The organism is Denitratimonas organivorans (assembly GCF_037478135.1).
Lineage (GTDB): Bacteria > Pseudomonadota > Gammaproteobacteria > Xanthomonadales > Xanthomonadaceae > Denitratimonas.
Genome location: NZ_JBBHDV010000018.1, coordinates 37,696 through 52,309, shown reverse-complemented (window position 1 = coordinate 52,309; position 14,614 = coordinate 37,696). Strand labels below are relative to the sequence as shown.

The 14,614-nt window shown below is 67.8% G+C and carries 11 protein-coding genes; 6 read left to right on the top strand and 5 right to left on the bottom strand.

Annotated features, from left to right (window positions below):
- Window positions 1-164: 164 nt before the first annotated feature.
- Window positions 165-1,127 carry a cysteine synthase A gene (cysK, locus tag WDB66_RS14475; protein WP_339399322.1) on the bottom strand — a complete coding sequence of 321 codons (963 nt, stop codon included), beginning with the start codon at window positions 1,125-1,127 and terminating at the stop codon, window positions 165-167.
- 269 nt (window positions 1,128-1,396) lie between these two features.
- Between cysK and WDB66_RS14470 the strand changes: the two genes are divergently transcribed.
- Window positions 1,397-2,377, top strand: coding sequence for a LysR substrate-binding domain-containing protein (locus WDB66_RS14470; protein ID WP_339399321.1), 981 nt, complete (start codon window positions 1,397-1,399; stop codon window positions 2,375-2,377).
- A gap of 111 nt (window positions 2,378-2,488) precedes the next feature.
- Here the strand turns inward: WDB66_RS14470 and WDB66_RS14465 are convergent, their stop codons facing one another.
- From WDB66_RS14465 to WDB66_RS14455, 3 genes are all read right to left on the bottom strand, one after another.
- Window positions 2,489-5,101 carry an ATP-binding protein gene (locus WDB66_RS14465; protein WP_339399320.1) on the bottom strand — a complete coding sequence of 871 codons (2,613 nt, stop codon included), beginning with the start codon at window positions 5,099-5,101 and terminating at the stop codon, window positions 2,489-2,491.
- On the bottom strand, window positions 5,101-8,286 hold the full coding sequence (locus WDB66_RS14460; RefSeq protein WP_339399319.1) for an EAL domain-containing protein: 3,186 nt from the start codon (window positions 8,284-8,286) through the stop codon (window positions 5,101-5,103). The genes WDB66_RS14465 and WDB66_RS14460 overlap by 1 nt, the downstream gene beginning before the upstream one ends.
- A 106-nt stretch (window positions 8,287-8,392) precedes the next feature.
- A complete protein-coding gene (locus WDB66_RS14455) occupies window positions 8,393-8,986 on the bottom strand; it encodes a DUF4126 domain-containing protein (protein ID WP_339399318.1) in 594 nt (197 codons plus the stop codon).
- Between the two features lie 163 nt (window positions 8,987-9,149).
- Between WDB66_RS14455 and WDB66_RS14450 the strand changes: the two genes are divergently transcribed.
- From WDB66_RS14450 to WDB66_RS14430, 5 genes are all read left to right on the top strand, one after another.
- Complete coding sequence (locus WDB66_RS14450) at window positions 9,150-9,875, top strand: DUF6776 family protein (RefSeq protein ID WP_339399317.1); 726 nt, start codon at window positions 9,150-9,152, stop codon at window positions 9,873-9,875.
- Window positions 9,876-9,878: 3 nt separating this feature from the next.
- Entirely contained in the window at window positions 9,879-10,292 is a 414-nt protein-coding gene (locus WDB66_RS14445) for a bactofilin family protein (RefSeq protein WP_339399316.1), read from the top strand.
- A gap of 80 nt (window positions 10,293-10,372) precedes the next feature.
- A complete protein-coding gene (gene erpA / locus WDB66_RS14440; protein ID WP_339399315.1) occupies window positions 10,373-10,762 on the top strand; it encodes an iron-sulfur cluster insertion protein ErpA in 390 nt (129 codons plus the stop codon).
- 3 nt (window positions 10,763-10,765) lie between these two features.
- Window positions 10,766-11,728, top strand: coding sequence for an NAD(+) diphosphatase (gene nudC, locus WDB66_RS14435; RefSeq protein ID WP_339399314.1), 963 nt, complete (start codon window positions 10,766-10,768; stop codon window positions 11,726-11,728).
- 194 nt (window positions 11,729-11,922) lie between these two features.
- Window positions 11,923-12,837, top strand: coding sequence for a hypothetical protein (locus tag WDB66_RS14430; RefSeq protein ID WP_339399313.1), 915 nt, complete (start codon window positions 11,923-11,925; stop codon window positions 12,835-12,837).
- 170 nt (window positions 12,838-13,007) lie between these two features.
- Here the strand turns inward: WDB66_RS14430 and WDB66_RS14425 are convergent, their stop codons facing one another.
- Window positions 13,008-14,606, bottom strand: coding sequence for a GMC family oxidoreductase (locus tag WDB66_RS14425; RefSeq protein WP_339399312.1), 1,599 nt, complete (start codon window positions 14,604-14,606; stop codon window positions 13,008-13,010).
- Window positions 14,607-14,614 lie beyond the last annotated feature (8 nt).

Sequence of the window (14,614 nt, the reverse complement as noted above, 5' to 3'; positions counted from 1 at the left end):
GAAGCCGAATATACGTTCGCGGTGATCTTCCCGTCCGATGGGGTTGCGCTAGAGGAGGAGTCCATATACGGGCTACGCAGCGCCGGGCGACACGCGGGCGTGGGTCTGAACGCCGGCATACCTCATGCGGGGTATTCCGGCAGTACTTTATCGCCGGGCCGTATTTATGGCCCGATCGACGTCAGCCACTCATCGTCCGAGCCTTCGGCGATGCCTTCGAATAGCGGTGTGGACAGGTAGCGCTCGCCGGTGTCGGGCAGCACCGCCAGCAGCACCACACCTTCTTCGGCCTGCTGCGCGGTGCGCAGTGCGGCGGCGACGGTGGCACCGGCCGAGATGCCGACGAAGATGCCTTCTTCGGCCGCGAGGCGGCGCGAGGTGGCGATGGCTTCGTCGTCGTCGATCGCCAGCACGGTGTCGGCCAGGTTGCGGTTCAGCACGTCGGGTACGAAGTCCGGGGTCCACCCCTGGATCTTGTGCGGCTTCCATTCCTGCCCGGAAAGCAGCGCGGCAGCGGCCGGTTCGGCGGCAATCAACTTCACTTCCGGGCGCGCCACGCGCAGCACTTCGCCCACGCCGGTGAAGGTGCCGCCGGTGCCCCAGCCGCTGACGAAATAGTCGAGCCGACGACCAGCGAAATCCTGAAGGATTTCCGCCGCAGTGGTGTTGCGGTGGAAGGCCGGGTTGGCCGGGTTGGCGAACTGGCTGGCAAGGAACCAGCCATGCTGTTCGGACAGTTCCTTCGCCTTGCGCACCATACCGGTGCCGCGTTCGGCGGCCGGCGTCAGGATCACCTTGGCGCCATAGGCGCGCATCAGTTTGCGGCGCTCGATCGAGAAGGTTTCGGTCATCACCGCGACGAAGCCGTAGCCGCGCGCGGCCGCCACCATCGCCAGCGCCACGCCGGTATTGCCCGAGGTGGCCTCGACGATGGTGTCGCCGGGCTTGAGCAGGCCGCGCTGTTCGGCATCCAGCACGATGGCCAGCGCGAGGCGGTCCTTGACCGAGCCGCCGGGGTTGAAGGATTCGATCTTGGCGTAGAGCGTGGCGTGCGCTGGGCCGATGCGGTTCAGGCGCACGATCGGGGTACGGCCGATCGTGTCGAGGATGGAATCGTGAAGGGACATGGGAACTCCTGGAAAAGAGGAAAGGCGCGACAGGACATGATCCGGCAGTGCCGCGAAGGGCCGGTGACGGCCGCGAATAGCAGCGGAACGCGCGCGCGTTGGCGGTGATCTTGGCGCCGCAGCGGCTCGCGGGTAAATGGTGTTGTCGTGTTTGCTTATAACTTTCAGGCTATAAGGTGCCTGCCGCTGATTCTTGGACACCCTGCCATCGGGGCGCTTAGCGTGGCCTGATCGGTGGCGCTTCCGATGCCCGACCTGCGTGCCATGCCATGACCCTGACCCAACTGCGTTATCTCGTCGCGATCGCCGATTCCGGCCTGAACATCACCCTGGCCGCTGAGCGCGTGCACGCGACCCAGCCGGGCTTGTCCAAGCAGCTGAAACAGCTGGAAGACGAACTGGGCTTCCAGCTGTTCCTGCGCAAGGGCCGCAGCCTGGACGCGATCACGGTACCCGGCGCCGAAGTCATCGCACGGGCGCGCAAGCTGCTGCTGGAGGCCGGCAATATCCGCGCGCTGGCCGCCAATCTGCGCGGCGAAGCGCAGGGTGAGCTGAGCATCAGTACCACCCACACCCAGGCGCGCTACGTGTTGCCGCCGGCCATCGCGCCGCTGCGCCAGCGCTATCCGGAAGTCAGCGTGCACATCGTGCCGACCGGCGATGGCGAGGCCGTGGCCGAACTGGGCCGTGGCGCCGATGTGGCATTGGTCAGCAGCTCCGGCCAGCCGCCGTCCGGCGGGGTCGCGCTGCCGCTGTATTCGTGGCGGCGCGTGGTCGTGGTGCCGGCCGCGCATCCGCTGGCGCGGTTGCGGCGCGCGCCGACGCTGGCCGAACTGGCGCGTGAACCGATTGTCAGCTACGAATCCTCGCTCCGGCCCGAATCCTCGCTGCGCACCGCGTTCGCGCAGGCTGGGCACGACCCACGCATCGCCTTCACCGCGCGCGATGCGGACCTGATCAAGACCTATGTGCGGGCCGGGCTGGGCATCGGCGTGCTGGCCGAGATGGCGATGCAGGACGGCGGTGACGAGGATCTGGTGGTGCTGCCGGCCGATGAGCATTTCGCCCAGTGCATGGCCTGGGGCGTGCTGCCGCGTGAGCGCGTGCCGCGTGACTACACCCTGACGCTGTTGACCTTGCTGGCGCCGCAACTGGATGCCCGCGACCTGCGGCGTGCGATGGAAGGCACCTTCGAAGGCCACTGGCCGCCGGCGCCGACCTGGCAGCAGCGCCTGCCGGCCGACGCCTGAGTACGGGCGCGGGGCCGGGTTCAGACCGGGTCCGGGCCGATGCGCGCGGCATCAGGCGGGGTCTGCGAGGATGGCTTCCGCCCGAATCGGCCGGCAGCGCGGTGATCGGCGTCAGCTGATCCGCTGCCGCAATTCAGCCGCCACGCGACCGAATTCGGCCATCAACCCGGCGGCCTTGGCTTCAGCATCGCGCAGGCTGCCCTGGCGTGCGTCCAGCTCCATGCTGCGCGCCTGCGCCGACAGCACCAGCGCGCCGAGATTGGCACTGGTGGATTTGAGCGTGTGTGCCGGTGCGGCGATGGCGGCGATGTCCTGCTTGCGGGCCAGATCGTGGATGCGCGCGATGGCGCGGGGTGCATCGTCGAGAAACACATGCACCAGCGACACGAACTCCTGCCCCATGACCTCGCGCAGTTCGGCCAGGATGGCGGTATCGATGGCCGGCTCGCTCGACAGAACGGCGGCGCCGGCAGCCGGCGTGGCCGGCGTCGTCAGTGGCGCGGCAATCAGTGCCGGCACGGGAGTGGGACTGCTCTCCGGTAGCGCATGCGGCGAGGCTTCCATCCACTGGCGCAGCGTGGATTCGAGCAGGGCGCGGTTCAATGGCTTGCTCAGGTAGTCGTCCATGCCAGCGTCCAGGCACTTTTCGCGGTCGCCGACCATGGCGTTGGCGGTCATCGCGATGATCGGTAGGCGCGGCAGGTTGTGGGCCTGTTCGTGCTGGCGCCGCTGCCGGGTCGCGGTGTAGCCGTCCATGATCGGCATCTGGCAGTCCATCAGCACCGCGACATAGCGCTCGGCGGCCATCTTGTCGAAGGCTTCCTTGCCGTTCTCGGCGCTGTCGAAGGCGATGCCGGCCAGGCTCAGCAGACGCTGCGCAACTTGGCGGTTGACCGGGTTGTCTTCGACCAGCAGCACCCGGCCCGGTGCAGCGCCGGCGGACGGGCTGCGGACCGGCGTCACGCTGCGCTGTACCGGCGCGGCGATCTGGTCCGGCAGCGTGGAAACGCTGTCGCCGGCGGACGTGGGGGCCGGCGTTGCGGCTTCGGCCTGCGCCGGTGACGGTGTCGTGGCTGCCGGTGCTGCCGGAATCACGGAAGCTGGTGCCGGGGTCGGAACAGATGGTGCTGCTGTGCTGTCCACTGCCGCACTGGTCGCTGCAAGTGTCGGTGTCGCGGGTGTCGGTGTGGTGTGATCCACGACGGCGGCGCTGATCGGTACCACCTGCGCCGTTGGTGCTGTGGTGGCACTGCCGGTGCGTGCGGGAGTGGGCTCGGGCAGGGCTTCGGGCGGGGATTCGAGCAGCGCGGTCAGGCGCGCGTGCAGTTCCACATCGTTGCTGTCGCGCGTCAGCACGTGCACGCCGGCGGTGCTGCCCAGTTCCGGCGGCAGGCTTTCATTGGCACGCAGATAGACGCGCACGGTGTGCTGCGGATCGGTTTCGCGCAGCAGCACGCGGTGCAGCGCCAGCAGCGTGGTCGGGATCGATGCCGCATCCACCAGCACCATGTCGAAGCCGCGCTGGCCTGGGCGCAGCGGTGCGCGCAGCCGGGCCAGCGCCTCCTGGGTGTTGGCCGCGTGCACGAAGCCCATGCCCCACTGCTGCAGCGATTGCGAAAAGCGCTTCTGCTGCGCCGCATTGGCGGTGACCAGCAGCACCTGGACGGTGCCGGCCTCCAGCGCGGAACGCCCTTCGATATCGCCCAGCGCCTTGTCCAGCGCCACTTCGAACCAGAACGTGGAGCCCTTGCCCGGAGTCGAATCCACTCCGATGCGGCCACCCATCAGGGTGATGATGCGTTTGCAGATCGCCAGTCCCAGACCGGTGCCGCCGAAGGTGCGGGTGGTGGAAGCGTCGGCCTGTGAGAAAGCCTGGAACAGCTGCTCGGCTGCTTCGGTCGAAATGCCGATGCCGGTATCGCGCACTTCGAAGCGCAGCTGGTTGCGGGTCCGGGTTTCGCCCAAGCGGCTGATGTGCACGCTGACACTGCCGCGCTCGGTGAACTTGATCGCATTGCTGACCAGATTGGTCAGCACCTGGCGCAGCCGCACCGGGTCACCGCGCATCACCGGCCGCACCCTGGAATCGATCGCCAGGCCCAGGCGCAGGCCCTTGGCTTCGGCGCTCTTTTCCATCAGCCGCAGCACGCCCGAGCTCAGCTCGCGCAGGTTGATGCTGACGTTTTCCAGTTGCAGCTTGTTGGCGTCCAGCTTGGAGTAGTCGAGGATGTCGTCGACGATGCGCAGCAACTGCTGGGCCGAGGCGAAGGCGGTGCCCAGATAGTCGCGCTGGTCCGGCGACAGCGGGGTGGACTGCAACAGGTCCAGCAGCGGGATCACACCGTTGAGCGGGGTGCGGATTTCGTGGCTCATCGTGGCCAGGAACTCGCCCTTGGCCATCGTCGCGGCCTCGGCTTCCTGCTTGGCCAGGGTCAGTTCCTGCTCCAGTGCGCGCAGGCGTTCCAGTTCGGCGATCAGTTCCAGATTGCCGTCGTCGCCGGTCGCGTTGCCGCCGCCATCGGACGTGCTGCCGCCGGCCGGGGTTGCGGCGTGTTCGCCACGGACCGGGCGCGCGCTGATCAGGGTTGCGGCCAGTGCGATGCCGGCGGCGGCGGTGCCGACCAGGGCCAGTTGCATCGCATGCGCGGGCAGCCCCAGTGTCGCCAGCCCGGTGATGATCGCAACAGCACAACCCAGCAGCGTGACAAGACGGGCGAAGGACATCAGAGCACCGCGGCGTTGAAGTCGAAATCCAGCGAACTGCCGGCCAGTTGCACCAGGTTGCCCTGGATGTAATCGATACCGGACATCCACAGCACCGCAGCGGTGCGGGTGTCCTCCACGCGCGGCGCGATGACGCCGATGGCGCGGTCGTGCATGCGCTCCACCAGCGCGCTGAAATCGGCGCGGGCCTGGCTGCCACCCAGCTGCGTGACCAGTTCCGGCGCGACCTTGACCAGATCCACCGGCAGCACATGCAGCATGCCGTCCTGGTCCGGCGTGCCGCGATACCGGCTCAGGCAGAAGCGCACGCCATGACTGAGCAGGCCGGTGCACAGCGCATGGATGGCTTCCAGCTCCAGCCCGACCTCGTCGGCGTTGATCTCGATCACCAGCGACTCGCCGATCTGCGAGGCGCCGCTGACCAGGTCCGTCAGCCATTGCGCGTAACCGGCAGCGCGCAGGGTTTCGATCGACTGGTTGACGAACAGCGTGACCGGGCGCGCGATCGCCAGGCGCGAGGACGCCACGTCCAGCGCGTGGTTCAGCACCCAGCGGTCGAATTCGGCCAGGCGTTGCTGTTCGCGCAGCAGCGGCAGCAGCTGGCCGGCGGTGTAGGTGGTGCCATCCGGATGGTGCAGTCGCAGCAGGGTCTGGTACTGGGCCTTTTCGCCGCCCTGCAGCGCGACGATGGGCTGGTAGTCCACATCCAGCAGGCCCAGCGTCATGGCATCGGCGATCAGCGGCAGCAGTTCGTCGCGGATTTGCGCCTCGCCGGCCGTGGCCTCGCCGCGGCCAGTGGCGGGTGTGATGGATGCGCCGGCGGTGGCGGCCATCGCGCTGGCCGTGCTGCGGGCCGCGTGTTCGGCATAGTTGAGCACCGCGGCGGCGTCGGCGAAGGGATGGCGCAGGTTGGCGGCGCCGATCGCCACTTCCAGTGTCACCGGCTCCTTGGGTGTGTCGAAGGCGTGGAAGCCGATCGCATCGCGCAGCTGGTCGGCGTTGGCCTGCAACTGCAGCGGATCGGCCTCGGCATCGAACACCAGGAAGCAGGCATCGCCATAACGGCAGGCCATCGTGCCCTGGCCCAGCTGCCCGACAATGAACTGTGCGGCATCCTCCAGCAGCTCCTCGACCGTGGTCAGGCCCATGCGCTGGCGCAGCGCCGGCACGTTCTCGATGCCGATGAACAGCAGGCCGCCATCGCGCTGCGCGACATCCGGCTGCATCAGCGCCTGTTCCAGCCGCTCCAGCATCGCAGCGCGGAAGTGCAGGCCAGTGCCGCTGTCGAATGGTTCCGGGCGCGCCACCTGGGCGGCACGCTGGCGCATCGCGCGCGCGCGCCGTACCCGGTTGGTGACGGTGGCGATCAGGTATTTGGGCCGGATCGGCTTGGACAGGAAATCGTCGCCGCCGGCGCTGAGCGCTTCGTAGTGCTTGTCCTCGTTGCTCTCACCGGACAGGAACACGATCGGCGTATGCAGGAATTCGTCACGCTCGCGGATCAGCGCGGTCAGCTCGGTGCCGTCGCAGTCGGGCATGTACAGGTCCATCAGCACCAGATCCGGCTGGAAACGCTCCATTGCCTCCATGATCTTGAGCCCGTCCTGCACCACTTCGGCTTCCATGCCGGCATTGCGCAGGATGGATTCGGCGAACAGGCCCTGGGCCGGATCGTCCTCGACCACGAGGATGCGGAAGCGCGCATCGGCCGAGTCGTGCAGCAGGGTTTCGATGCGCGCGATCACCTCGTTCGAAGTCTGCGGATCGAACAGCAGTGCATCGGCGCCGGCACGGCGTGCGGCCAGGCGCGCGGCCATGGTGTCGGTCCGGCACAGCACCAGCAGCCGGATCGGGTTGCTGGCACGCATCCGCGCGGTACGCAGCACGGCGCCGATGCTTTCCAGTTCGTCTTGGAACTCGGCATCGACCAGGACGATGTTGGGCGTCAGCGCGCCGAGCACTTCCTTCAGTTCCTCGGCGTTTTCCAGCAGTTCCAGTTCGTAGCCGAGCTGTTCCAGGCGCTGGTCGAGCTCGACCGCCAGCTCGCCGCTTTCGGTCAGGTGGTAGATGCGCTTGCCGGCGCCCGATACCAGTTCGGGTTCGAGCGGTGCGGCCGGCGTTGGTGCTGGCGCCGTGGCTGGCGGCGCGGGGCGGGATGCAGGTATCGATGGCACTTCGTGTCTGGCGGAAGATGACGCAGCGGTGGCTGCGCGGACGTCAGCGGATGCGGGCGCAACGGCAGGTTCGACCTGGCCTGCGGTTGCCGCTGCTGGTGGCGATACCGGGACGGCTACGGCTGCGGGCACGACCGGTGGCGCCGCATCCGTGATGGCGCCGGGCGCTGCTTCCGATGGCGCTGGTGCCGTCTGTGTTGATTCGGCCGACACCGCCGGCGGTGATGGTTCCAGCGCCGGTGTTGCGACCGGCGGCTGCGGGGCCAGATCCAAATCCGGTTCGCGAGTGGCGGCGCTGCCAAGGCCGTCGGTCGCTTCCCAGAACGCATCCAGCGAGCTGTCCTGTGGCACTGCCGGCTGGGTGCCGGTGCGGGCCCGCAGATCCCAGTTGTAGTCGTCGGACAGTTCGATCGTGTCGTCGGCGGAGATGAAATCGTCCGGCGGCTCGATGCCAGCCGATTCGGGCGCTTCCACCTGGGTCAGATGCGGCGCGATGCGTTCCTGCACGATCTGGGTGCTGCTGCGGACCGTGCCGCTGGCCAGCATCGCGTCGATATCGATGTCGGCAAGCCCAAGGGCGTCGTCGCTGTCCTCGTCGTTGCTGGCGGCTTCGGAGGCCGAGCGCGTCGGGGAGGGCGCATCGCCGGTCCAGCGCCGCCAGAAGCCGGGTGGCGGCACTTCGACGCGCTCGTTTTCGCTGTGGCGCACCGCAGCCTGGCCCAGTTCCGGCGCATCGGCGTGGGTGTCGATCAGCGAGAACCGTTCCAGCACGTGGTGGCGGGTTTCCTCGTCCGGCACATGCGGCTGCGCAAGCGCCTGCGACACCGCATCGGCCAGTTCGCGCAGCGCGGAAGTATCGAATTCGGCTTCGGCCCGGGTGCACAGCCCGATCAGGCTGTCCAGATCCCGGTGCAACAGCCAGGCCGAGTTCACATCCCAGGCCTGCGTGCACAGGTGCGCGACGCGGCCACGCAATTCGTTGAGCCGGCGAGCATAGAAGGCGGCGAACACAGGCGATCGGAAGGGCCTGGTCGCGGGGTCGACCTGCGGAAGCATGACGCGGTGGAGTGTCCCCCTGATCAATGGGCGGGACTATAACCGGGCTGTAACCTTGCTGTCAGGCGCGGCCGGTGGCGGCAGTGGTGCGCCGCCAGCGCCACAGCCGCCGCACCACCCACCAGGCCACCAGCGCGAAGCCGATGCTGACTGCCAGCACGATTGCCAGTGCCACCCACGGATAGGCGAACACCAGCGCCAGCGTGCCCAGTGCCAGGGTGTCCTCGCCGACGGATGTGGCGACGTTGCTGACCGGTTCGGGCGAGGCGTTGACCAGCAAGCGGGTGCCGGCCTTCAGCGCATGGCTGGCCAGCGCCGCACCGCCGCCGGCCATGGCCCAGCCCAGGCTCATTTCGCCTTCCGGGCCGGCCAGTGCGGCGCTGGCCAGAAAAGCACCGGCCGGTACCCGCAACAGCACCTGGGCCAGATCCCAGCCCGAATCCACGCCTGGGATCTTGTCGGTGGCGAATTCCACTGCCGCCAGCAGCCCGGAAATGCCCAGTACCCACGGCGACTGGCACAGCTCCAGCGCGCCGGGCAGTTCCAGCCAGCCGAACCAGCCGGCGATGCCGAGCCCGAACACGGTCAGATAGGCCCGGAACCCGGCCAGCCAGGCCAGGGTGATGCCAAGTGCGAATACCTGGGCTTCGCTCATTGCAGACTCCTGAAGCGGGTGGTCGTGGGGACGCAGATGGAAATGGTGCAGGAAGTGTGACGCATCCCGATATAGGTATGTTCCGGGTTGACGCATCCCGGGCGCGGTGGCTAACTGGCCGTTCGCCTGTCCTTTGCGCATCCGCGCCGCCCCCCCGCCCTCCATGGCTTCACCCCGCCCCCGTCTGGTCATCACCGAACCGCGCCCGTATGTGCGCTGGGTGCTGCTGCTTGGGCTGCTGGCGTGGATGGGCTCGGTGCTGCTGGCCTACAACACCGGCGCCCGGCGCGCTGCGCCGGATGCCGCGCAGCTGCGCAGTGATCTGACCGAATTGCAGGAAGAACATGCGGCAGCCAGGCAGCGGGTTGAACGGCTGAGCCAGAAGGTCGCCACGCTGGAGCGCTCCGAACAGGTCGAGCGTGACGCCGCGCGCGCCTTGCAGCAGGCACTGGTGGAACGCGACGCCGAGCTGGCCGGCTTGCGCAACGATGTCGCGTTCTACGAACGTCTGGCCGGCGGCGGCGGCGAGCGCCAGGCGCTGTCGGTGCACAGTCTGAGTTTCGTTGCCGCGGGCGAGGGCGGCTGGCGTTACGTGCTGACCTTGACGCAGAACTTGAAGAAGGCCGCGATCAGCAAGGGCGAACTGAGCCTGAGCGTGGAAGGCAGCCAGGAAGGCAAGCTGCGCACCCTGCAATGGTCCGAACTGACCCAGGACAAGGGCGCCGCCGCGCTACCGTTCTCGTTCAAGTATTTCCAGCAGCTGGAAGGCAGCGTGGCGCTGCCGGCCGGCTTCGTGCCGCACCGCGTGCGTGTGAGCATCCGATCCAATCAGGGGCAATCAGAACAGGTTCTGCCTTGGCAGGACGACACGACCCAGGGAGTGAGTTGATCCATGGTTTTTGGAGACAGGAAGAAATCCGCCCGTACTTCATCCGGTGGCGTGGAAACCCTGATCGGCGAGCGCGTCCGGATCTGCGGTGACGTGCATTTCAGTGGCGGGCTGTATGTGGAGGGGGCGATCGAAGGTGCGGTCGTGGCCGAGGATCCGTCCTCCGGCGCGGTACTGACACTGGCCGAAAGCGGCTGCATCGAAGGCGAGGTGCGGGCCCCGGTGGTGATCCTCAACGGCCGCCTGATCGGTGATGTGCATGCCAGCGAACGGATCGAACTGGGTACCGGCGCCAAGGTCGAGGGCAACGTCTATTACAAGGTCGTGGAAATGACCGCTGGCGCCACCCTGACCGGCCGCCTGATCCACGAGGATGGCACCCCGAAACAGCTTTCCGGCCCGGCACAGGATGAATGAGCCGGCGCCGCCGGCTTGATCCACGCGCGCGCTGGCCGCATCTTGTCGGGCATCGCGCGTTGTTTCACTGAGAACCCATCATGCATGCCCAGAGCGTTTCATTGCCCATCGCCGGCGGCGGTCCCGATGCCGGCGCGGCCACCACACCGATCAACTTCACCACCGCCGCCGCCGCCAAGGTCGGCGAGCTGATCGGCGAGGAAGGCAATGCCGGGCTGAAGCTGCGCGTCTACATTTCCGGCGGCGGCTGCTCCGGCTTCCAGTACGGCTTCGAGTTCGACGAGGAGCAGGCCGAGGACGACATTGCGGTGCAGCGCAACGGCGTTACCCTGCTGGTCGATCCGCTCAGCCTGCAATACCTGCACGGGGCCGAGGTGGACTATTCGGAAAGCCTGCAGGGCGCGCAGTTCGTGATCCGCAATCCGAACGCCAAGACCACCTGCGGTTGCGGCTCCTCGTTCACCGCCTAGGCCATGTCCGGCCCGCAGCGGCACGCGTCTGCGCCGGCTGCCGAGCTGAGCCTGCGCAACCATTTCGCCGGTCTGGCGCTGGACCGCGCCGAACTCACCCGTCTTTCCCCCGACGCGCTGCGTGCCTGTTGGCCGCAGGCGCGCGTGATCGTGCTGGATTTCGAAGGCCACGCGCTGGGCGATGACGCCGGCCTGCACAGCTGGAGCGGGCAGGAGCTGGGTGAAGAACTGCTGGAAGCGGCCAGCTTCCTCGGCCAGAACGCCGGGGAAACGGCCTGGTTTGCGTTGCCGATCGAATACCTGCCCGAATTGCCGCGCAACGGCGCGCAATGGATCGGCCTGCGCCATGCGGCGGCGCTGTGGCCGGGGTTCGACAGCGGCCTGTTCGCCTACGCCAAGGCCCTGCTGCTGTGGCAAAGCCGCGCCCGCCATTGCGGTGCCTGCGGTGCCGCCACCCAACTGGTGCGCGCCGGACACTGCGCCCGCTGTCGCAATCCGGCCTGCGCGATGCAGCAGTTCCCGCGTACCGATGCGGCCATCATCGTGCTGGTGCGCGACGCCGACCGCGCCCTGTTCGGGCGCCAGCGCAACTGGCCGGAAAAGCGCTGGTCGACGCTGGCCGGTTTCGTGGAGCCGGGCGAATCGCTGGAGGACGCGGTGCGGCGCGAAGTCGACGAGGAGGCCGGCGTCACGCTGCGCGCGGTGCATTACCACTCCTCGCAGCCGTGGCCGTTTCCCGGTGCGCTGATGGTCGGCTTCCACGCCGATGTCGACAACCCGGAGATCCGGGTCGGGGATGAATTGGAGGATGCGTGCTGGTTCGGTGCCGCCGAACTGGTGCAGGCGGTGCGCGAGGGCGACGTCAGCCTGCCGCCGCCGATTTCGATCTCGCGCCGCCTAATCGAAGACTGGCTGCTGCAACAGCTGGGCGCGGAGGCGTTGGCCGACTTGGGCCGACCGGATTGAAGCTCGCAACCCGTACCGTGTAGCCCGGGCAAGCAAAGCGCACCCGGGGAAACCTTCCCGTCAATTCGTGCCGCAGCCCTGATCCCGCCCCGGTTTGCAGCCACACCTTCCCCCGGCTGCACACGCTCCCGGGTACAGCACACCCCGGTCCCGTTCTAGAATCCCTGTCATTCCGATCCTGACGGGGGATTCCCATGTCCGCGACCCTGATCGCCGTGGTGCTGGCGCTGTTCCTGGGCCATGCGGTGGCACCGCTGACCCGGCTGCGACGCTATGGCTGGTTCGTGCGCTGGCTGGCGCTGATGCAGCAATGGCTCGGTTCGGGCGCGGCTTCGGCGTTCGCGCTGTTGCTGACGCTGGGCTTGCCGCTGCTGCTGGTGGGCTGTCTGCAAAGTGCGTTGGACGGGCGTTTTTTCGGGATTCCCGGCTTCGTTTTTGCGGTCGTGATGCTGCTGTATTGCTGGGGGCCGCGCGATCTGGATGTGGATGTCGAAGCGGTCGACGAAGCCCCGGACGAAGCCGCGCGCCAGCGTGCGATCGGGCAACTGGCCGGTGATGGGCGCCTGGTCGCCGGTGACGATGCGCCGGGGCTGGTGGCGGCCGTGTTTTCCGGCGCGCGGCGGCGCTGGTTCGGAGTGCTGCTGTGGTTCATGCTGCTCGGCCCGTTCGGCGCGCTGCTGTACCGCCTGGCCGAACGCGGCACGCTGGGCGATGCAGCCGGATTCCTGCCCGGCGCGCATGCCGCGGCTTATCGCCACCTGCTCGCGATCCTGGATTGGCCGGTGGCACAGTTGATGGCGCTGGCACTGGCGCTGGTCGGCAGTTTCGATGCGGTGTACGCGGCCTGGCGCCAGTGGCATGCGGCGCGACACGGGCAGCCGTTCGATTTTTCCACCGGCTTTCTCGATGCTGCGGCGCTGGCCAGCGTGCAGCAATCGGCGCGGCATCAGGCCCAGCAGCAGGTGCTGGATATCGAAGCCGGGCTGGACGCACCGACCGATGCACCACAGTCGCTGTTCTGGATGAACACCGCGATGGCGCTGGTCTGGCGCATCCTGGTGGCCTGGTTGGTGGTGCTGGCACTGTTCGTGTTGGCCGGTTACGTCTGAAGAGGGGATTGCAGGAACACTGTCTTTGCATTCCCCGTCCCCATCGTCCGCAATGGGCAGGGCGCGAGTGCTTTTGCTTGTCGGCGCCGTGGGAAAAGCCCCCCTCACCCCAACCCTCTCCCCCGCTGGCGGGGGAGAGGGAGCGTTCTGGTCAGCAGGCCAACCCAATCTCACGCCGTTGGCGCGCGTCCATCGCCGCCCAGCATCAGGTAGGCGCAGCGTTCGGCGATGACCATTGTCGGGGCGTTGGTGTTGCCGCCGATCAGGTTCGGCATCACCGAGGCATCGACCACGCGCAGGCCTTCGACGCCGCGCACGCGCAGCTGCGGATCGACCACGGCGGCATCATCATCGCCCATGCGGCAGGTGCCGATCGGGTGGTAGATGGTTTCGGCCTTGGCGCGGATGAAAGCGTCGATCTCGGCCTGGCTTTGCACCGCGCTGCCGGGGAAACGCTCCTCGCCGCGCCACGGATCGAGCGCGGCCTGCGCCAGCACGTCGCGCGTCAGGCGCAGTGCCTCGCGCATGCAGCGCAGGTCGAAACCTTCTGCATCGGACAGGTAATTGGCGTGGATCAGCACCTTGTCGCCGGCGCTGGCCGAAGCCAGTTTCAGCCGTCCCCGGCTGCGCGGCCGCAGCGCGCAGGCGTGCACGGTGTAGCCGTTGCCATCGAGCCGGTTGCGGCCATGGTCGTCCAGTTGCGCCGGCACGAAATGGAACTGCACGTCGGCGCGTTCATCCGGTGCCAGCGCGCTGCGCAGGAAACCGCCGGCTTCGGCGACATTGCTGGTGCCCGGCCCGCGCCGGTGCACGAACCAGTTCCAGCCGGTCGCCAGTTCGTTGATGCGGTCGTAGGTGTCGGCGTTGCGGCTGCGGGTCAGGGTGCAGATGTCCAGATGGTCCTGCAGATTGTCGCCGACACCGGCGGCATCCACTTCGACCTTGATCCCGTGGCGGCGCAGTTCATCGGCCGGGCCGATGCCGGAAAGCATCAGCAGCTGCGGCGAATTCAGCGCGCCACCGGCCAGCAGTACCTCGCGTTCGGCCCGTGGTGCATAGGCCTTGCCCTTGGCGCGGTAGACCACGCCGGTGGCGCGGCCGTTTTCGATCAAAACCCGATTGGCCTGCGCACCGGTGACGATGGTCAGGTTCGGGCGCTTGCGCACCGGGTTCAGATAGGCTGCCGCCGAGGACCAGCGCGCGCCGTTGCGCTGGGTCACCTGATACCAGCCGAACCCGGTCTGCTCGGGACCGTTGAAATCCGGATTCAACGCGTGTCCGGCCTGCTGCCCGGCCTCGATGAAGGCGGCGCTGATCGGGTTGCGGTGTTTCAGGTCGCTGACCGAAAGCGGCCCGCCGCTGCCGTGGAAGGCATCGGCACCGCGCTGGTTGTCCTCGGCGTGGCGGAACCATGGCAGCAGCGTGTTCCAGTCCCAGCCACGGGCGCCGTTCGCGGCCCATTCGTCGTAATCGCGTGGATGTCCGCGCAGATAGCACATTGCATTGATCGAACTGGAACCGCCCAGCACCTTGCCGCGCGGCCACCACAGCCGGCGTCCGCCGAGGCCAGGCTCGGGTTCGGTCCAGTAATCCCAGTTGATATTGCGCTTGTGCACCAGCTTGGCGATGCCGGCCGGCATATGGATGAAGGGGTGCCAGTCGCGCGGGCCGGCTTCCAGCAGCAGCACGCGGATTGATGGATCGGCACTGAGCCGGTTGGCGAGCACGCAACCGGCGGAGCCGGCACCGATCACGATGTAGTCGTACACGCGCAAAC

What these genes read in the sequence shown, in the direction of transcription:
- cysK (WP_339399322.1), bottom strand. Translation starts at nt 1,127, where the DNA reads ATGTCCCTTCACGATTCCATCCTCGACACGATCGGCCGTACCCCGATC.
- WDB66_RS14465 (WP_339399320.1), bottom strand. Translation starts at nt 5,101, where the DNA reads ATGTCCTTCGCCCGTCTTGTCACGCTGCTGGGTTGTGCTGTTGCGATC.
- WDB66_RS14455 (WP_339399318.1), bottom strand. Translation starts at nt 8,986, where the DNA reads ATGAGCGAAGCCCAGGTATTCGCACTTGGCATCACCCTGGCCTGGCTG.
- WDB66_RS14450 (WP_339399317.1), top strand. Translation starts at nt 9,150, where the DNA reads ATGGCTTCACCCCGCCCCCGTCTGGTCATCACCGAACCGCGCCCGTAT.
- nudC (WP_339399314.1), top strand. Translation starts at nt 10,766, where the DNA reads ATGTCCGGCCCGCAGCGGCACGCGTCTGCGCCGGCTGCCGAGCTGAGC.
- WDB66_RS14445 (WP_339399316.1), top strand. Translation starts at nt 9,879, where the DNA reads ATGGTTTTTGGAGACAGGAAGAAATCCGCCCGTACTTCATCCGGTGGC.
- WDB66_RS14430 (WP_339399313.1), top strand. Translation starts at nt 11,923, where the DNA reads ATGTCCGCGACCCTGATCGCCGTGGTGCTGGCGCTGTTCCTGGGCCAT.
- WDB66_RS14470 (WP_339399321.1), top strand. Translation starts at nt 1,397, where the DNA reads ATGACCCTGACCCAACTGCGTTATCTCGTCGCGATCGCCGATTCCGGC.
- erpA (WP_339399315.1), top strand. Translation starts at nt 10,373, where the DNA reads ATGCATGCCCAGAGCGTTTCATTGCCCATCGCCGGCGGCGGTCCCGAT.